Here is an 18,910-nt window from a genome sequence, read left to right as displayed (position 1 = left end):
GTTTTTGAACCATTTTGACAAAACAGACAAGCCATAACTAGAGGCTGTTAAGTTAGATGTACCATTTTTACTTGGTCAAGTCAAATTCCAGTATTGGAATCTTAAATTGAATTCCACATAATTCTTGGCAATTTTTTGTAAGCTTTGTAAAATAAGTCATTCCTTATGCCTACTTCGCAAAAAACCTACGAAGTCCTCCTCGCTGAGATCCAAAAACTAGAACAGGAGAACCAAACTCTAAAACAAACTCAAATTAACCAAAACTATCACCAAACAAAGATTAACAACTTACTTCAATTCACACAATATTCTATTGATACTATTTCCGATTCGATCCTGTGGTTAGATGAAAAAGGTAAGTATATTTTTGTAAACAATGCTGCTTGTATCAATTTTGGATATTCAAAAGAAGAATTTCTATCGATGACAATGTTTCAAGTTGATCCCCTCTTCACCAAAGAGATTTGGGATGCTCACTGGCAAGAGATTTTGGAGAGAAAATCTTTTACATTAGAAACAATTAACAAACGAAAAGATGGAACTACCTTTCCAATTGAAGTGACGGTTAACTTAGTTGAATACGATGGTAAAAAATACAATTGTGCAATCGTAAGAGATATCACTGAACAAAAGTTAAATGAGTCAAAACTAAAACAAGCAGCACTTCGGTTGAGTGAATTAAACGCAACCAAAGACAAATTTTTTTCAATTATTGCTCACGATTTGAAGGGACCACTTGGGTCACATAGAGAGTTTACCAAAAGTTTAAGTGAAAAAATTACAATCCTTTCCGACGAAGATAAATTTCTTAACTTACAAATTTTAAATGAATCATCTGAAAAACTCTATTCACTAATGGAAAATTTGCTCCATTGGGCAAGCACTCAAAACGGCATGATCACATTCCAACCTGTATTGATTTCTTTATACGAATTAATTCACAAAACGATAGATCTTTTGTCCTTATCAATTCATAAAAAAAACTTAACAATTCAGAATCTAATTCCCAAATCGTTTCAATTGAATGCTGATTCTTTTATGATCGAAACAATATTTCGTAATCTAATTTCAAATGCAATCAAGTATAGCAATCATAACCAAACAATTGAAATTGGATGTAATTTTTCCCAAACAAAGAATGATACTAATTCTAAAAGTCATTGTTTTTATGTGAAAGATGAAGGAATCGGTATGTCGAAGGATCAAATCAATTCCTTGTTTCGTTTAGATCAAAAGGTTTCAACACCTGGAACAGCACAGGAAGTTGGCACTGGACTTGGTCTCATCTTAAGCAAAGATTTTATAGAACAACATGGTGGTAAGATTTGGGTGGAGAGTGTATCAAAAGAAGGCACAACGTTTTATTTTGAATTAGGACAACACACAATCTAATGGAAATTTATTTCCAATGTTTGCTCATTTTTTATTCCAACTTGCGATTCTAATTTTTTTTTGATAGAAACAGAATCTAAGATTTTCATTTTTGAAAGAATGCGAAGCAAACTATTTTTCCATCTTATATTCGTTTTATTTTTCTCTGTTCCACTTTTGGCACAACCCGTTACCCAAACAACTCCAGAACCAAATCCTCCAACTAGTCCCCCTCCCAAAAAATCGTTTTTTGGATCGAGACTAGCCGTGTTAGAACTTGCTGGTGAATTTGTACAAACTCCTTCAGAGGGTGGACCGCAATCCGTCTCAAGTATTCTCAATTCTGCACGTGTTGCTTCCAGTTTTGTCAACAGTAGTAACACAAATAATAATTTAAACCCTCCTGGTATCATCACAGAGAGTGCGGAATCAAGACCAACCTCCACAATTTCGCCACGTATAAAATACTCACATCAATTCTCAGAAGATTTTTTTATTGGATTTGTTTATGCGAAAGGAGAACAATATAACGATACAAGGACTAGTTTTAGTACAAATGGACTTTATCTGAATGATAAGGTTAGATCTGGTGTGAATGAAGTGGGATTTAAAATCGGTTTAGGTCCCATTAACTATTTAACAGATTCAACATCATCTGAATTGAGTTTTAGTTATTCTGAATTATCATCGAAAGGCCCATTCCAATCTTTCCAATTAAAATTTCCATTTTTACGAACAGGAGAACAAACTGTAACAGAAGGTTATGCGTTCTCAACCGGTTCTGTAGAATTTAGAACAAAAAATTATGGAATGAATTATGGTTTTGCTACATCCATCACTGATTGGCTCAATTTTTATATGATTGGAGATTTAACAATCTTTGCTGGCCAATTAAAACTACTGAGTTATGGAATTGAAACATCTTCCACAGGTAGTTTAAATGCAAGTAACCAAGTTGTTTTTAGCTCACCTGTTTCCAAAACTGATTTAACAGCATTCCAATCAAAAGAAGGATTGATGCGTGGACTAGGTGGTGCTTCCGTTTCTTTGGAGATGGGGCTTGTGTGGAAAGTGTTTGATACTTTGGGAATCAAATATGGTGGGTTTTACCAAATTTCCTCTTTTAGTGTTTCGGAAGTGACAGGATTTAATTTAGGCCAAGGAAAAACTCCCGTCGAACTCAGCTCTGTTCCAGACCTAAATTCTTCGCAAAGTTCCAAAGAATTTGGATCTTTTGGTGTGAATGTATCTCTAGTTAAAAACTTTTGACATTGTTTCCTTGTCTTATCATTAGAGGGTGATCCCTTTTGTGATAGGACAAAATGAAACACAAATCTATATTATATGCTCAAAAACTAGACTTCCAATGGCCAACATCCGACCCTTTTTTGTTCTGTGTACACCACGAAGATTTTTATCCTAACGGCAATGGAAAATTTGGACCCAAAGCATCCTTACAAGGAAGACAAATTGGACAGGACTTTGTTGGAAAAGATGGATGGCGGATGTATCATGGTGAGACCATTCCTGGTTTTCCAGGCCACCCACATAGAGGATTCGAAACCGTAACTGTTGTTCAACGAGGATTGGTTGACCATGCAGATTCACAAGGAGCTGCTGGCCGATATGGTGATGGTGATGTACAGTGGATGACGGCAGGTGCCGGTATCCAACATTCTGAAATGTTTCCACTCATCAATGAATCAGAAGAAAACACTCTTGAACTTTTCCAAATATGGCTCAATTTACCCGCCAAAAATAAGTTTGTTGATCCACATTTTAAAATGTTTTGGAACGAAGATATACCAGTAAAATTTCTATCTGATTCAAATCATAAGCAGGTCAAAATTAAAACGGTCGCAGGTTCTTTGTTTGGTGACAAAGCATTGGATCCACCTCCCAATTCATGGGCTGCCGACAGAGCAAACGAAGTGGGAATTTATATTTTGGATTTGGACCCTGAAGTTCAATTTGTGATACCAGCGACTTCTAAAGAAAATAACCGAAACATGTATTATTTCCGTGGTGAGGGACTCGTTGTCGATGGAACACAAGTCCCTGGCAAACATATGTACAACCTAAAAGCAGACGAAACTATCGAAATTCGAAATGGATCGGAAGCCGGTAGAATTCTGATCTTAGAAGGAAAACCAATTGCAGAACCTGTTGTCCAATACGGACCATTTGTAATGAACAAACAAGAGGAAATCCAACAAGCGTTTGATGATTACCGTAAAACTCAGTTTGGTGGTTGGCCTTGGGACTCATATGATCCCGTCCATGTTGGCAAAGGAAGATTTGCCAAACACGCAAACGGGAAAGAAGAAACACCCACAAATTCAAAATAGGAAATTGGTGGGTATGCGGATCGGTAAAATTACCGGTCCGTTAAACAACCAGTACTTGCATCTTTTACCATTTGGATGTACTTCCATAAATAACCACTTGTCACTCGGTACGGCGGTTTTTTCCATTTAGCACGTCGTTTTTCTAATTCTTCGATACTTACTTTTACTTCTAGTTTATTGGTTCGAGCATCGATGGAGATCACATCACCGTTTTCCACCAAAGCAATTTCACCACCTTCCATCGCTTCAGGTGTGATATGACCTACCACAAAGCCATGGCTTCCGCCAGAAAATCGTCCATCAGTGATGAGGGCTACATTATCACCAAGACCTGCTCCAATGATGGCAGAGGTTGGTTTTAACATCTCAGGCATCCCTGGTCCCCCTTTTGGACCCACATAACGAATCACAACCACATGGCCAGGTTTCACTTTCCCATCTCGGATGCCTTCGTTTGCTTCTACTTCCGAATCAAAACAAATGGCTTTCCCTTCAAACATTTCCCCTTCATGGCCAGTGATTTTTGCAACTGCACCTTTTTTGGCAATGTTACCATATAAGACTTGTATGTGGCCTTCTTTTTTGATTGGGTTACTCACTGGTCTAATTAGGTCTTGGTCTTTTGGAAGGTCTGGAAGTGATTCCAAATTTTCTGCAATGGTTTTCCCTGTGACAGTTAGACAAGAACCATCTAACATTCCTTCCTTCAGCATAAATTTCATGATGGCAGGAGTTCCACCAATTGCAAATAGGTCTTCCATCAAATACTTCCCACTTGGTTTCATGTCAGCAAGTAGAGGTGTTGTATCGGTTACCTTTTGGATTTGGTCGAGGTCCAAATTGATTCCCATCGTACGTGCAATGGCGATCATATGCAGTGCTGCATTTGTAGAACCACCAAGGATGGTGATGACACGTAAAGCATTGAGTATGGATTTTGGAGTGATGATATCAGAAGGTTTGATGTCTTTTTCTAAAAGATTGTACATATACTTTCCAATCTCTTGGCATTCTTTCTTTTTTTCTTCACTTCGTGCTGGAGAAGACGAACTGTATGGTAAACTCATTCCCATAACTTCAATGGCAGTTGCCATTGTATTGGCTGTGTACATCCCTCCACAAGCTCCAGGGCCTGGGCAGGAATTTTTGATGACTTCTTTAAAATCTTCTTCTGAAATTTTACCGTTAATTTTTTTACCGTATGCTTCAAAAGCGGATACAATATTTAATTTTTCACCTTTGAAATGACCACCATTGATGGTTCCACCATACACCATAATGGCAGGACGGTTGAGACGAGCCATTGCCATGATAGCACCTGGCATATTTTTATCACAACCAGCTGTGAAGATTAGACCATCATAAAAATGAGCACCTGAAATTGTTTCGATAGAGTCAGCAATGATTTCTCTCGAAGGAAGGGAAAACCTCATTCCATCATTCCCATTGGTAATTCCGTCACTCACACCAATTGTATTGAAGAGTAGACCAACCATTTGTTTTGTATCGATGACACTTTTTTTTTGTAAGGCAGCAAGTGTTGTCAAATGCATGTTACATGGATTTCCATCAAAACCTGTACTACCAATTCCAACAAAAGGTTTGTTTAAATCTTCGTAAGGTACTCCTGAACCAATGATCATGGCTTGGGATGCTGGGAGAGATTCATCTTGGGTTAAAACACGGCTGTATCGATTCAAACTCATAATTTACAATTTCCTTGGGAATAAAGTCAAAATGGTAGAGTCTTAAAGAAAGGAAAGCGGATTTTCAATTTTAAGGTAGTGTCATTTCGATCAGGATTTTGTTGTCGTTGTTCGCTTGGGCTAACTCTTTTTCCCAATCTAAAAATTCTATTTGCAAACAACTGTTAGCCTTATCTCGTGAAGATTGGGGCAAAAATCCATTGGCAACAATCGCTTTTGCTGCTTTTGCAATTTTACCTCTTGCCGATTCTAACCATTGGATTTGAACAAAAGTAGCGAGTTGTGTTCCTGTTGCCGGTTGGATACCAGCTACTTCGCAGGATTCCGTTACGGTAAATCCATACCTAGTTTTAAAGCTGTCGGTATTTGCGTTTGTAGTAGCCTTTGTATTTAAAATTCCCGATTGTAAAATTGATTCTTGGCAATCTGGAACTCGGTTTTGTAAGTTTTTTGATTCGTTTAGGAGAAAATTGACTTCCGCTTGTGTCACAATGAGTTGGTTCACATTACAAATCCCTAATGGTCTGCGACTACAAGTTCTAGAATTTGTATTAGTATCAAGTTTGATACAATTGCCCGAATTCCTCTGCCAATACAATGTTGTTAGAATCCAAGTTTGTTCTTCTTCCTTCTTATTTTGCACATCCTTTCCACTTTCAAAACAAGATGGAAGTGCCAGAATAGAAATCATGATGATGAACCACTGTTTCAAAACCTTACCTCCATTCCAATATTGATGAGAGGAATGATCGCCATTTTACCATTGGGTGTTTGGGATACGATGTGGGGAGAGTTCACTGTATCATAGGTAGGGCTTGGATTTTGGTTTCGTTGGTAATTTTTTGTATTATCAAAATCAAAACCAGCTTGGTTCCTCCTACCGTAAAAATTCACGAATTCTATGTAGGTATTAATATAACCCCATGAATAGTTTTCAATTCGGTCAATTCGCAAGTCAAATTGGTGGAAAGGCAAAAATCGATCACTATTATAATTTCCTGAATAATTGGGAAAATATAGATTGAGTCCGAATGTTGCTGCTTGGCTTGCTCGTGTAGCCCCTGTTATGGGAGTATACGGAGTACCAGAAAAGTAACGAAGTCGTCCACCAATCATCCATTCTGGATTAAACTTATAACCAAAAACTAAGTTTAGAATATGAGTTCTGTCGAGGTCGTACAATTCTTGTTTGTCATTATTGTAGATGATCTCCAAATTATTATCATCATAATAATTGATATAATTTGTACCAAACTTCGTTTGTGCCAACAATGTTCTAGAATTGTTTTGTAACGTTCGATTCCTTGTCTCATCACTTGTGAGTCTCGATTGGTTGTTGATTCTTTTTGTAATCGAATTTGTATACGAAATCCATCCAAACAAACCTGATTGTTCTCTTGGGTCTCTTGTTTTCTTTAAAAAAATCTCAACACCTTCGGAATACCCATAACCAGCGTTAGAGTAATTTAGGTTCTTGGGAGTAATAGGATTGGCTAAAACTTTTGCCGTTTCATTTACGAAAATACGTGTATCATTATTGAGAGCATAAGGATCGATTATATAAGCATCTGGAACAATGATGTTTTGGAATATATTCCGAAAACCTTCGATTTTAATTTGCCAATTGTTTGCAAACTCTTGGCTGATTCCCAAAGAATTATGCTCAGCTCTTTCCATAAATAAATTTGGATTCCCGGATTTTTTTGATAAGGCTTCCACAGAAACAGGAGCATTATAATGGATTCCATGCCCAGCCATTATACTTGTTTTTGTTGCATCAAAAACATAACCGGCAGTAACTCTAGGTGCTAAATTAGTTTCATTACTTCCCGAATAATTATCTACACGTGCACCAGGAGTGAAACGAAACCCTCCATACTTCAATTGGAATTCTGCATAGGCAGATTTTTCACGGTACCGAATTCGATCACCATCGATGACAGAACGAAACGCAGCATTGGAATTCAATAAGTCGTTAAAAATATTGTAAAACAAACGGTTGTAAGATGAAATATTTTCACCTTTTAATGTGGTCTCACGAAATCGACCCTGTACACCTGCTTCAAATTTTAGGTGTTCTTCCCACAATTCCCATTCAAATGAATTTTGTACGTAGGTGATGGTATCTGAGGTTCTATTTTGTAATCCGAAAATATTTTCTGCTGTGAGAGGATTTGTGAATCGGAGTTCAAAAAATTCATCAAACCATGTTCGTGAATAAGACAACGTATTTCGAAACGATTTTCCTTTCCAAACATATCGCACACCATCCGTTCGGAACATTCGGTCAAGACCAGTAGGTGGTCGTGGGTCACCGCCACCTCGTTCTAAATCTGCCTGTGCTTTCGTATATGCTTGTCTATCTCTCGTGCCAAATGTTTGGAATATGATCCGATGGTCTGAATGAAGATCCCATATCAATTTCCATTGGTAATCATGGTATTCAGCAAATTTAGCATCATCAGGAATCCCTTGCGGGTATGCCTGGAGGAGCACTAAGTTTGGATAATTTTTTCGTCCAGAACTGATCATCGCAAGGCCAGGTAATACTTTTGTTTGGTTATAAATATCAGATAAAAATAAATTTACATTGATAATGGTTTTATTTTCATCCACTCGATCAGTCCCTTCAATAGCGATGATCCCTCCAGTCGCATAACCATACTTTGCTGGGAAAGCACCTGTATACACATCAAATGATTTGATTAAATTGTTATTTAAAACAGAGGATTGGTTACCCAAATGGAAAGGATAAGGTAGTGGGAACCCATCAAAATAGTATTGGTTTTGCCTTGTTCCTCCACCACGTAAGGACAAGTCTCCTCTTTCACTATTGGAGTATGGATTTCCCGTTAGTAAATTGGTTCCGATATTGGTAAATACAGAGGGTAAAATTCCAACTGGTGCACCAATCACAACTCCAGGTACAGTTTGTAAGGCTTTCAATGAATCACCAGACACTCCTGGTAATCGTTTGATTTCATCTTGGACAAGCCCATATCGAGAGAGTGGAGTTTTATCCCTCTCACCACTCACCACGATTCCAGAGAGATTTGTCTCAGAGATCGAAACAAGAATTACCTGACCTTTGAAACGAATTTCACGGAATAACGATTCGGTTCTATCAGCAGTGGAAACCTTGATCTCATAATAACCTGGTTCAGGAAACTGTAGTTTGGCGATCCCCTCCGCATTGGATATACCACTTGTTTTTCCTTTTTTTGAAATCACAACTGCATTGGGAACTGGTTTCCCGGAATTGGATTTTACAATTTGAATCGAAATTTCTAAATTTCCTTCTGCAAAAATAGAAACTGTTCCAACCGTAGAGAAAGTAAGAATGAGAACAATCAATCGGATTGTGTATGGAGAAATGATTACTTTCATTCTGAGACAGGGATTAGGTTTTCAGCAATTTTATAAAGTTCGTCTAATGATTTTTTATCATCTAAAAGTCGGTAACTCTGCAATACCCCTTCATAAACGATAAACAACTGTTTTGCGAGAGAATTAGGGTCCACTTTTTTGGAAATATAACCATTTTGTATCGAATTTTGAAGAAATTCAGATAAACATTCGATCGTTTGGTTGGCTATCCTTTCAATTTCAGAACGAATGTGAACTTCTTCTGAATTAATCTGGGCACGAAAATTTGCCATTCCACATCCAAATAATTGTGACATCCGAGCTTCTCTGGAAAGGATTCGCACCCAAGCTCTAATAAAGTCTAAAGGTTTCGGATTTCGTTTCATCAAGGTTTTCAGCAGATTTAAATTTTCGTCAGAATAAATTTTGAGAACTTCTTTGCCCAACTCTTCTTTAGAAGAAAAATGTTGGTACAAACTTGCCTTCACCGTTTTGGCTTCATCAACAATTTGGTTCAAACCAGTCTCTGAATATCCTTGTTTTAGAAAAAGGTTTCGGCTGACGGCTAAGAGACGTAATTTAGTCGGTTCCTTCTTCATTTCTGTCCTAAAATGAGGATAAACTAAATCCAATCAAGAAATACACCGACCAGTATGTTCAATTTTTTCTGTTCCCATTTTGGATTTGTCGTATAAAAAATCCTTGCAAATACATACTGACTGGTATGTATGTTTTCTGAAGGTGAAAGATGAACCCAGAATTAATCTCTATTCATGAAGTGACTAAAACTGTTTCCGAAGCAATGAACACTCGTCATAGCATCCGAGAGTATGATCCAAAACCAATTCCAGAGGAGATTCTAAATAGAATTTTTGAAACATCATTGAGAAGTCCCAGTTGGAAAAACTCCCAACCTTGGAAGGTTCATATTGTCAGTGGAGCCAAAAAAGAACTACTCGCAGAAAAACTGACAAAAACAGCAAAAAAATCTGCACCAACTCCTGAAACGTCTTGGCCTGAATCTTATCCAAGTGATGCCAAAAAACGTATGTTTGATTTAGGTATGAAAATTTATGGAGTGGCTGGCATCGATCGTAAAGACAAAGAAGCAAGGGACCAATTTATGCTTCGTAACTTTAGTTTTTTTGGAGCGCCTACTGCTGTTTTTATCACTTCCAAATTTGATCTTAATTTTTTTGTCGGAATTGATTTGGGTTGTTTCCTTCAATCCGTTTTACTTCTCGCTAGAGAGGAAGGGCTTGGAACTTGCCCACAAGCTGCATTGGGCGCTTTCCCTGAAGTGGTTCGTGAAACACTTGGTCTAGCGAACGAAGAAAAAGTGATCATGGGTTTAAGTATTGGTTATCCAAAAGCAGATTCCGATTTAAATCGTTACCATACACCAAGAGAAGGATCGTCTGATTTAATTCGATTCCATTAAAAAATCATTTCGGATTCTAAATCTTTGGTATAAGATAGTACCACAAAACAAAAGTTGGGTAACTATGTATAACAAAGATTTCTGGAACGAACGTTATGTGAGCGAGGAATATATTTATGGAAAGGAACCGAATGAGTTTTTACATTCCCGACTTCCCAATTTAAAAAAAGGGAAAATCCTTTTTCCTTGTGAAGGAGAAGGAAGGAATGCTGTTTTTGCAGCAAGCCTAGGTTGGGATGTGTTTGCATTTGATCAGTCAGAAGCAGGAAGACAAAAGGCCATCCAGTTAGCAAAAGAAAAAAATGTCACTTTCCATTATGAAATTTCTGATGCTTTAACATACCCGTATGCGCCTGAACAAATGGATATGGTGGCACTGATTTATAGCCATTTTCATAAATCGATACGAACAACTGTTCATCGAAATTGTGTAAGAACCTTAAAAACCGGTGGAATTTTACTATTGGAAGCATTTTCTCCTGAACAGTTGAAATACACTTCAGGTGGACCAAAAGATCCAGATATGTTGTACCAACTCAAAGACCTAAGAATGGATTTTTCAGAAATGAGTGTTGAATATGAAGAAACACTTGAAATTGAACTCAATGAAAGTCCTTTCCATAGAGGCAAAGCAAGCATTGTGAGAGTTGTTCTTCGAAAGATTTAAATGTGAATCTTTTTAATGGAATAGTTTGAGCATTGAAAGTTACATTCAATCTGATATAATATGAATTACAAAATTAGAGAAGCCAATGAATTGGATATTGATCACATTTTCCAATTCATTTTAAAAAAAGCAGAATTTGATCGGAACTTAGGAGATTCCTTGGGTTTGGTAACAACTAACAAGGAAATCATAAGAAAAACTATGTTTAATGATCATCCATATGCAAAAGTTTTATTGGCAATTGATACAAACAATCTCCCAATCGGGATTGCCATATACCATTTTAGATATTCCTCATTTACAGGCCTTCCTTCCGTTTGGTTGGATGATCTTTATATAGAACCATCGGATAGAGGAATTGGATTAGGCAAAAACCTAATGCAATCTCTAATTGCAATTGCAAAAGAAAATAACGCATCCGATATAAGCTGGATTGCTAGTGACTTGAATGAAAGTGCAAAGAAGTTTTATGATAAAATCGGAAGTAGACAAATTCAAAAAAATGGTTCAACCATTACCTACCAATTAACATTTACATCTTAGAATTATAGGTGAGTTAAAAACTCTCGACAATAGTTCATTCTGTACTCATAAACCGACTATAGTTTATCAATCGTTATTCTAATTTTGTCAAATGATTGGTAAAAATTAGTTATTTCCATGGAAATTGAATTTTTCCATTTCAATGAACAATATGTTATATCATGAAATAGAACATTAGAAACTTCTAAATTATTTTTTTGACCTAAGAAATAAATTTTAATTGAAATTAAATGACTAGTTCCGATCTCATGTTCGATAGAGTTAACATCAATTTTATGTTAACTCTAAGAAGTGAAATATGTTCAATTTGAAAAAATCATTGTTAATTGTTGTCAGTCTAGTTTCCGTAACGATTTGTTTGTTAGGATACCTTCTATTTTTTACTAAAACATTCTTAAGTTTGAACTAAATTCAAATATAAGGTAAATTTATATGATAGATGTTTTGATTTAAGCTTACAGCAGTTGATAAGATAACGATTTCAAATTATTTTATACTTTCTAAATACTTCAATATACTGTCTTCTCCGCGTTCTTCTGCTAGTTCAACAATACTAACACCACCAACTGTTTTTGCTTTTGTCTCAGCTCCAGCTTTTACCAGAAGTTTGACAAGGTCCAAGTTACCACGGAACACGGCTCGGTAAAGAGCTGTTTCACCCATCGTATTACGAAGGTTGACATTGGCTCCTTTTTGGATGAGAAATTTTGCTAACTCCATTTCTTCTTCGTCGACAGCTTTGATGAGGGAGGAATTGCCAAGTGAGTCCTTCGCATTGATGGAGACACCTTGGGCTAATAATGATTTAACTTCTTCTAGATTCCCTTTTTCAACCGCATGGAAGAGACGTAATTCCAGACTAGGTGGATTTTTAATGACAGTTTCATCCTCCACACATCCATTCCCAACCACAGCGATTAGTAAAATAATGAGAAATGGAATGATATTTTTGAAAATTCGGCTCGATAAGATTTGGGACATCTGTTTTAGTCTAATAGTTTAACTATGAAACGTCGATCCATTTTTCTCTTTAGTTTCCAGTTCCTTCCTATTTTGTTACTTGGGATGATATTCACCTCTTGTATTTCAATCATCAACCCAGGTGAGGTAGGGCTTATGTGGAGGCCTTATAGCTCGGGACTCAGTCAAAAACCTTTGGAGTCTCGAGTCCAAACCTATATGCCTTGGAACAGTGTCTACGTTTACTCAATCCAATGGAGTAGTTACCAAGAAAAGGTAGAAGTTTTAACTCGTGACGATTTGACAATCACTGTGACAGCCAATATCATCATTCGACCCATACAAAATGAAATTTATGAACTGGAGATGGAAATAGGCAGAGACTATTACGACAAGGTAGTTAAACCCCAATTCAGAACCGCAATTCGAAACATACTTTCTGCTTATAATATGGTATCGATTTCGAAAGAGACTCCCAATGTTTCAGCTCAGATTAAAAAATCTTTAACCGAAAAATTGAAGTTTAAACATGTTGAGATTGATGATGTGATCATTGATGATGTTGAATACAGTCCTTCCATTTTAAAAGCAATAGAAAGTAAACTCACAAAACAGCAAGAACAAGAGCAGATGAAGTTTGAGATCAACATTGCCAAACGTGATGCTGAAATCCAACAAATCACTGCTGATGGAAAAGCCAAAGCAGTGTTAATTGAAGCTGAAGCTCAGGCTAAAGCCCAAAAGATGATTTCTGATTCATTAACTCCCAAATACATCCAACTGAAAGCAATGGAAAATCCAAACAACAAATTGATATTTGTACCGAACGGGAAAGATGGATTGCCAATCATTGTAAATCCTGAAGGCAAATAAAGAAATCCGGACCAAATCCAAACCCCACTTATGCGGGGTTTGGTGAGAAGGTTATAAATTTAAAATCGATAACTTGCTGACATAGAAAAGGAAACCCCTTCTCGATAGGAACGGAAGAGTTTTTCTTCGTTCAATAATTCATCTTTAACATAGATTTTGAACCTTTGGTCTGTGACGTTTTTTGCAGCAAATTTGAAATCTAACTTATCATCCATTTTATGCGAAAAAACGATATCAGTTAAACCAACCCCTCTTTCATATGCATCAGGAGTTCCATTTGCTCCCACAACGAATATTCGATCACCAAAGTAGTTGTAGTAGAAACCTAAAGTTGTCGTTTTCAATTTATTAAGAAAAATATCGAATTTAAGATTCGCAACAAAGTCAGACTGTCCTTGCAGTGGTCTTCTTATGTTTGTCGGATCATAAGAGAAACTTCTATCAATCGGATCTAAAAGACCAGCTTTACCTACAGTATATTGCTCCCACGAAATTACATTCACGAGCGATTTGATAAAGAATACGTTTGTCTCAAATCTAAATTTATCGAAAAATTCTCTTCGAAAATCTAATTCTACACCGCGAATAGTTGCACGACTAGCATTTGCGTAAGTAAAGAATGGAGAAATTTGACCTGCAACAGGTTGACCAATTAATTCAATCGGATTGGATAAATCTTTTAGGAAAGCACCTGCTCCGACATAGTTTGATCCACCCATAAAGTATTCGTAACGAAAATCAAAGTTATGAATATATGTTCTTTGAAGGTTTGGATTACCACGAATTCTATCCCCACCAAAATACGGTGTAAAGGCAAATGGTGATAATTCTCTAAAGTCGGGTCTTGTAAGAGTTTGTGAATAACCAAATCGTAAATTTTGATCCTGAAGAAATTCATATACTAAATTTACACTAGGCAAAATGTCCTTAGTTCGAATCTCACCAACACCGTTATTATCAGCAGAACAGATATTATTTTTAACTAAAAGAATTCTCTCTCCTTCTGATCCTACATCACAACCATATCCAGGCCTTCTTACATCAAATTGTTCTTTTAGTACGAATGTTTTTACTTTTTGATAGGAGTCTTCGTAACGTGCTCCACCTATAAATCTGAATTTCGGAAACAATGGTAGATCGAATTGAGAGAAATAAGAATGTAACTTCTGATATGCGTCGTAAGCGTTTGGTTCTACTTGTCTTTCCGAAAATGTTCGGTTGGCAAGTCCCGTGCTATTAGTTCTTAAAAATTCAATAGGGTTATAAGTGATTTCACCTGGAACTAAGTAAAGATCACCTGTTCCTGTACCAACATTTGATTTAGAACCAAATTCTCTAAAGGTAAACGATTTAAATCGATCGAGTGCAGAACCACCGAATTTAAAAGAAGATTTTAAACCATTCCACTGATCAAAAGGAATTTCATAAGCAACACTGAAACTTCTTACTGTATCATTTGAAGTTGAATAAAATCTAGATCCGTCTGGGTTATTTCCAAGTCGAGTCGGAATCGTTGTTACAGGGCTAGTCTGAGGTCTTCTCCATACTTGTTGGGTTAAATTTGGTTCATCACGTTTAGCTTCCCCATAATTCATTTGCCAATCTAATGTATGAGGTCGATTCATCGAACCTAAATTGACAGCATGTTTTCCACCGAAGCTAGTATTGAAAAGTTGGCGACTGATGAAATCATTTGTTTGAGAAAAAAATTGAAAATTGTCAATGTTGTTAGTTCCAACAGATTCTCTTACTGATTTTTCGGAAGAAACTGAGTAAAAGTTCTTCAGGAAGAATTGTTGTCCTGATGTTGGTTCATAAGCCAAGTTTAAATTATTACCGAAAAGTCTCTCTTCTAAATAGATATCAGCATCTTGCGTTTGTAACGGAGTAACTGTTGTTAAGTCTTTTACAGATAGATTGACTGGGTTACCAGGAATATAACGTACATCTTTCTGTCTTTTAAATCGATAATCAACAGAATGAGTTGTTCCAAAAATTACACCCAATCGTTGTCCTGATTCCGTTAATTTAAATGTATTACCAATCGTGAAATTAAAATTTTTATCATAAGGAGCTTTTGTTTGATCAGGTGACCATTGAGAAGGAAAAGTAACCCCTCCGACATTAACAAGTGTTGGATTCAGTCCACCGAAACGTGATCCAGGCTCAAAAGGCAAAAATTCAGGAACCGCTTTTACTGCAGAAGGAAGTTCTTGGTTTGCAGTTGGTCTTCCAAAAAAATCTCCACCTTTAAATGTTAACCATTTATTGCGAGTTGTGTTAGAATTGTATCCAACTCCCATCCCGAAATTCACAGTTAGTTGGTCAGGATATTCTTTAGTTTCAATTTTTACTAAACCACCTGAAAATTCGCCTGACTCTTCTGGAACAAAAGATTTAATCACTCTAATATTTTTAATCAATGATGCAGGAAATAAATCCAATGGAACAACACGTTTGTCTGGCTCTGTGGATGGGATGTATGCATCATTTAAATAAGTAGAGGAATATCTTTCACCTAATCCTCGAACAAATACGAATTTTCCACCAATAATTGTAATCCCTGTTACACGTTTAATTACATCACTGGCTGATGAATCTGGTGATTTTTTAATCGATTCCGCACCAATTGAATCAGAGACAGTTGCAGATTTTTTTTGTAACTGCAAAAGAGCTGCATCTGATTCATTGATGGCTCGGTCCTTCACTTCGACAGTTTGTAATACTTGCGCACCAAATGTTACATTCATTTGACTTGGTTTTCCAGCAGTTACAACAATAGTTCTGTTTTGCGGACCATAACCATACATTTGGTATTCAACTTGGTAAGTGCCAGGAGGTATCTCTAAAATGTATTTTCCGTCAAAATCAGTTTTTGCGAATTTTTTTTCAGATCGTATAACAATGGTCGCACCAAAAACGGGTTCTCCGTTTTCAGAATCAATAATAGTTCCTCGAATTGATCCATTACTTTGAGCAGATAGGCCAAAAGTTGAAATAAAAACCAATAAGGATAAGGTAAGAAGAGTTTTGATTGATTTCATAAATTCCTTCAGAGCCAAGCTTATAGAATTTATGTGTACGTAAATGAAAAGGGGATTAGATTGAGTTACGTTTATGTGAACTAATTATTACAAACTGATTACAAAAACTAAGGTCCAATCACTCCAACTTTGTAACCTGATTTTGTTCCGAAGACCATCTTAATTTGTTCAAGGTCGATAACTTGATTATCAATTTGAATCTTTATTGTTTTAGGTTTATGACCTATGATATCTCCATATATTCTAGGTTTTTCCCAATCAATTGAGGTGATTCTATATTGTTTACCTTGGATACGATTTTTAATTTCTGTAATTGCAAAAGATTCTCTTGTTTCTAGTACTTTTTTATACTCTGCTAATGGAGTCGTATCTAAAAGAGTTCCTTTACCTAAAGTATTTGGAAAAATTACAGACATCTTTTCATCCCAACTCACATAATAATCATTTTGTGAATTGTTCTGTATGATTTCCTTTAAGAAATTTTGAACTGCAAGTTCTTTTGTTTTTGAAGATTTTACCCAATCACTATTTTTAGAAGCATATGCCCTAATGAGCTTGTGGTCTTTTTCAACTTGAAGAATAACTTTTTGATTTTCAGCTTCCATTTGCTTGCGCCAATCTTCTTGGTTACAAAATGAAAAACTTAATAAAGAGATTAATAACAGGAGAATACGCATCATAAATCCTAGTGACCTTGGGTTAGGCCACTAGGTAAAGTTTAATTTAACTATCTTGCTCTATAAACAGTCCAGCCTTTGTACCATTCAGTGGAAGCTCCACCAACGTAGGTACCTGAAAGTGAACTAATGGTTCTGTAGTCAGGTTTTGAATCTCCAAAGCCACATTCTGCTGTAGAACCTTCTGAATTAATCGGAGTCGAACTTATTGTAGTCGATCCAGTTGGTGTAATTGCTGTTGTTTTACCTGTTTGGTAAGCTAGGTTTGAAATTGTTGCAGTAACAGCGGGATAGGTTCCAGATGTTGAGGTACTAACAGCTGCTGCATCACCAAAACCATAGATAATCGCTCTATTAATTGTCCCAGCAAATCCTTCTCTCAATCTCATTCCTTGGCCACCAGAAATACCAGCACCTATTAATGTTACATTTGTAATCGTCGGATTTGTACAACGACTTAAGGATCCTGAATTGCAGGAAGAACCAGAACCACTTGTTACATCTGTTCCATCCATCTCAAATCCATGTGGATCAGTTGAGAAGGAACCGCCACAAGATGATGGGTATTTATGACCAATTAAGTTTGTCATAGTTCCCGTGAATGCTTCATCTAAGTCGAAGTCGTCATCGAGACCACCAGTTGCTAAGAGATTTGACCAAGTTCCAGATCCACCCCATGCTTCAATTCCGTCATCCAATCCCCTATGAACCTGAACGAAATTTAAAACCGATTTAGATGAATAAATGGATAAGTTATTTAACTCATCACCTGGAGCCACTTCGTTCCCAGCAAATTCTATGATGTTATAAGACATATTCAAATTTTCAACATCGGAACCGATTGCCCCACCATAACCTGTTGGTGTTGTTCCTTCTGTATTTGAAGATCGAGAAGCACCACTTGTTCCAATGACAACTAGTCCACCCCAATCGCCAGGGAAACGTGATCCCAATGCTGCTGCGGAAGACCAACAAATTGGGTCAGCTGCAGTTCCGTTTGAAACTAATTTAGCACCTTGTTTGAAGAATAGAGATGATCCTCTTTGTCCAAAAATAGCTGTTCCAGGAGTTACTGTGATTGTTGCACCAGATTCAACCGATACAGTCCCTTGGAGTAGGATTCCACCAGACCATGTTTCTGAACCAGTAATGGAACCAGTCTTGATTGCTGGACTTCCAAATAATCGGCCTCCATCACATACTGTCTCTCCTACAGTTGGATTCACAATAGGATATTCTCCTTTGACAAAAACTCTGATTGCCTTCACTGTGATCGAATAACCAGAATTACCTGATAACGAAATTTGGTTGGTATTCGTTCTATCATCTAAGTTCAAGTTTACTGCCAATGTTCCAGGTGCTCCAGTTGCATTTGTATAATCACTAGCTGGTAGGTCTAGAATGTATGTTGTTGCTGGCACTGCACCAGAACAAGCATTTGCATTCGATGCTGATGCAGCATCATTTGGTGTAAATGTAAGTGTGCCACTAAGAGCCGAAACTTTAAATAATATAGTAAACTCACCATCCACAGTACCATTTGCTGGAGGTGCACCCGCTGTCGCGCAAGTAGTAAAGTCAGAAATAGATGTTTGACCACCAGATAAGTAAGCACCGGAAACAGTAACTTTTCCGTCTTTCATTGGTAAAGTATCAGCTCCTCGCAATGTTCCAGTCAATACCACAGTGTATTCTGGCTGGTTTAACAAAGCTGCTAAACCAAGAAACAATGCAGTATCATCTTTTTTCTTTCCTGGGCAATTGATCATCGTGAATCCCATCATCGCGATGAAAAGAAGCACCATGCTTTTTTTGAATGAATTTTTCATTTTCTTCCTCTTTCGAAAAAATTCGAATTTGTTTCGCTAGCGGGTCTTCCCGGAAAGGGATTCGCAAAAATTCTCCCTCTAGCAA

15 protein-coding genes are annotated in these 18,910 nt (G+C 36.9%); 7 read left to right on the top strand and 8 right to left on the bottom strand.

From position 1 onward, the window contains the following. Positions 1-165 precede the first annotated feature (165 nt). The 3 genes from CH354_RS05765 to CH354_RS05755 all read left to right on the top strand — a co-directional run bounded on the left by CH354_RS05765 (position 166) and on the right by CH354_RS05755 (position 3,719). Complete coding sequence (locus tag CH354_RS05765) at positions 166-1,392, top strand: PAS domain-containing sensor histidine kinase (protein WP_100725689.1); 1,227 nt, start codon at positions 166-168, stop codon at positions 1,390-1,392. Positions 1,393-1,491: 99 nt separating this feature from the next. Beyond that, entirely contained in the window at positions 1,492-2,640 is a 1,149-nt protein-coding gene (locus CH354_RS05760; protein WP_100728286.1) for a hypothetical protein, read from the top strand. 53 nt (positions 2,641-2,693) lie between these two features. Then, positions 2,694-3,719, top strand: a complete 1,026-nt coding sequence (locus CH354_RS05755; RefSeq protein ID WP_100728285.1) for a pirin family protein — start codon at positions 2,694-2,696, stop codon at positions 3,717-3,719. A 29-nt stretch (positions 3,720-3,748) separates the two neighbouring features. Here CH354_RS05755 and ilvD read toward each other — a convergent pair whose 3' ends face one another. The 4 genes from ilvD to CH354_RS05735 all read right to left on the bottom strand — a co-directional run bounded on the left by ilvD (position 3,749) and on the right by CH354_RS05735 (position 9,390). Next, positions 3,749-5,425, bottom strand: coding sequence for a dihydroxy-acid dehydratase (gene ilvD, locus CH354_RS05750; protein WP_100728284.1), 1,677 nt, complete (start codon positions 5,423-5,425; stop codon positions 3,749-3,751). 70 nt (positions 5,426-5,495) lie between these two features. Further along, positions 5,496-6,137 carry a hypothetical protein gene (locus CH354_RS05745; RefSeq protein ID WP_322113194.1) on the bottom strand — a complete coding sequence of 214 codons (642 nt, stop codon included), beginning with the start codon at positions 6,135-6,137 and terminating at the stop codon, positions 5,496-5,498. Continuing rightward, positions 6,134-8,812, bottom strand: coding sequence for a TonB-dependent receptor (locus CH354_RS05740; protein ID WP_100725686.1), 2,679 nt, complete (start codon positions 8,810-8,812; stop codon positions 6,134-6,136). Before CH354_RS05740 ends, CH354_RS05745 begins: the two co-directional genes overlap by 4 nt. Beyond that, on the bottom strand, positions 8,809-9,390 hold the full coding sequence (locus tag CH354_RS05735) for a TetR/AcrR family transcriptional regulator (RefSeq protein WP_100725962.1): 582 nt from the start codon (positions 9,388-9,390) through the stop codon (positions 8,809-8,811). The genes CH354_RS05740 and CH354_RS05735 overlap by 4 nt, the downstream gene beginning before the upstream one ends. Positions 9,391-9,539: 149 nt before the next feature. On the opposite strand from CH354_RS05735, the gene CH354_RS05730 reads away from it, so the two are divergent. From CH354_RS05730 to CH354_RS05720, 3 genes are all read left to right on the top strand, one after another. After that, positions 9,540-10,232 (top strand): nitroreductase, encoded by a 693-nt coding sequence (locus tag CH354_RS05730; protein WP_100725685.1) that lies wholly within the window; start codon positions 9,540-9,542, stop codon positions 10,230-10,232. A gap of 64 nt (positions 10,233-10,296) precedes the next feature. Continuing rightward, complete coding sequence (locus CH354_RS05725) at positions 10,297-10,899, top strand: class I SAM-dependent methyltransferase (RefSeq protein ID WP_100725684.1); 603 nt, start codon at positions 10,297-10,299, stop codon at positions 10,897-10,899. A gap of 60 nt (positions 10,900-10,959) precedes the next feature. Further along, positions 10,960-11,442: a GNAT family N-acetyltransferase gene (locus tag CH354_RS05720; RefSeq protein WP_100725683.1), complete on the top strand. Its 483-nt coding sequence runs from the start codon at positions 10,960-10,962 to the stop codon at positions 11,440-11,442. A gap of 486 nt (positions 11,443-11,928) precedes the next feature. Here CH354_RS05720 and CH354_RS05715 read toward each other — a convergent pair whose 3' ends face one another. Further along, positions 11,929-12,423 carry an ankyrin repeat domain-containing protein gene (locus CH354_RS05715; protein WP_100766315.1) on the bottom strand — a complete coding sequence of 165 codons (495 nt, stop codon included), beginning with the start codon at positions 12,421-12,423 and terminating at the stop codon, positions 11,929-11,931. 24 nt (positions 12,424-12,447) lie between these two features. Here CH354_RS05715 and CH354_RS05710 point away from each other — a divergent pair, with 24 nt between their 5' ends. After that, positions 12,448-13,275 (top strand): prohibitin family protein, encoded by an 828-nt coding sequence (locus tag CH354_RS05710; RefSeq protein WP_207764232.1) that lies wholly within the window; start codon positions 12,448-12,450, stop codon positions 13,273-13,275. Positions 13,276-13,334: 59 nt separating this feature from the next. Here CH354_RS05710 and CH354_RS05705 read toward each other — a convergent pair whose 3' ends face one another. The 3 genes from CH354_RS05705 to CH354_RS05695 all read right to left on the bottom strand — a co-directional run bounded on the left by CH354_RS05705 (position 13,335) and on the right by CH354_RS05695 (position 18,825). Next, positions 13,335-16,319, bottom strand: coding sequence for a TonB-dependent receptor (locus CH354_RS05705; protein ID WP_100728281.1), 2,985 nt, complete (start codon positions 16,317-16,319; stop codon positions 13,335-13,337). Positions 16,320-16,426: 107 nt separating this feature from the next. Next, a complete protein-coding gene (locus CH354_RS05700; protein WP_243395978.1) occupies positions 16,427-16,999 on the bottom strand; it encodes a hypothetical protein in 573 nt (190 codons plus the stop codon). A gap of 47 nt (positions 17,000-17,046) precedes the next feature. Further along, positions 17,047-18,825 (bottom strand): hypothetical protein, encoded by a 1,779-nt coding sequence (locus CH354_RS05695; RefSeq protein WP_100725680.1) that lies wholly within the window; start codon positions 18,823-18,825, stop codon positions 17,047-17,049. Positions 18,826-18,910 lie beyond the last annotated feature (85 nt).

This window comes from Leptospira levettii, from assembly GCF_002812085.1.
GTDB classification, from domain to species: domain Bacteria; phylum Spirochaetota; class Leptospiria; order Leptospirales; family Leptospiraceae; genus Leptospira_A; species Leptospira_A levettii.
Note: the sequence above shows the minus strand (reverse complement) of the source record. Positions and strands in the feature narration are given on the sequence as shown.

What these genes read in the sequence shown, in the direction of transcription:
- CH354_RS05735 (WP_100725962.1), bottom strand. Translation starts at nt 9,390, where the DNA reads ATGAAGAAGGAACCGACTAAATTACGTCTCTTAGCCGTCAGCCGAAAC.
- CH354_RS05715 (WP_100766315.1), bottom strand. Translation starts at nt 12,423, where the DNA reads ATGTCCCAAATCTTATCGAGCCGAATTTTCAAAAATATCATTCCATTT.
- CH354_RS05725 (WP_100725684.1), top strand. Translation starts at nt 10,297, where the DNA reads ATGTATAACAAAGATTTCTGGAACGAACGTTATGTGAGCGAGGAATAT.
- ilvD (WP_100728284.1), bottom strand. Translation starts at nt 5,425, where the DNA reads ATGAGTTTGAATCGATACAGCCGTGTTTTAACCCAAGATGAATCTCTC.
- CH354_RS05730 (WP_100725685.1), top strand. Translation starts at nt 9,540, where the DNA reads ATGAACCCAGAATTAATCTCTATTCATGAAGTGACTAAAACTGTTTCC.
- CH354_RS05695 (WP_100725680.1), bottom strand. Translation starts at nt 18,825, where the DNA reads ATGAAAAATTCATTCAAAAAAAGCATGGTGCTTCTTTTCATCGCGATG.
- CH354_RS05720 (WP_100725683.1), top strand. Translation starts at nt 10,960, where the DNA reads ATGAATTACAAAATTAGAGAAGCCAATGAATTGGATATTGATCACATT.
- CH354_RS05760 (WP_100728286.1), top strand. Translation starts at nt 1,492, where the DNA reads ATGCGAAGCAAACTATTTTTCCATCTTATATTCGTTTTATTTTTCTCT.
- CH354_RS05700 (WP_243395978.1), bottom strand. Translation starts at nt 16,999, where the DNA reads ATGATGCGTATTCTCCTGTTATTAATCTCTTTATTAAGTTTTTCATTT.
- CH354_RS05740 (WP_100725686.1), bottom strand. Translation starts at nt 8,812, where the DNA reads ATGAAAGTAATCATTTCTCCATACACAATCCGATTGATTGTTCTCATT.
- CH354_RS05710 (WP_207764232.1), top strand. Translation starts at nt 12,448, where the DNA reads ATGAAACGTCGATCCATTTTTCTCTTTAGTTTCCAGTTCCTTCCTATT.
- CH354_RS05755 (WP_100728285.1), top strand. Translation starts at nt 2,694, where the DNA reads ATGAAACACAAATCTATATTATATGCTCAAAAACTAGACTTCCAATGG.
- CH354_RS05765 (WP_100725689.1), top strand. Translation starts at nt 166, where the DNA reads ATGCCTACTTCGCAAAAAACCTACGAAGTCCTCCTCGCTGAGATCCAA.
- CH354_RS05705 (WP_100728281.1), bottom strand. Translation starts at nt 16,319, where the DNA reads ATGAAATCAATCAAAACTCTTCTTACCTTATCCTTATTGGTTTTTATT.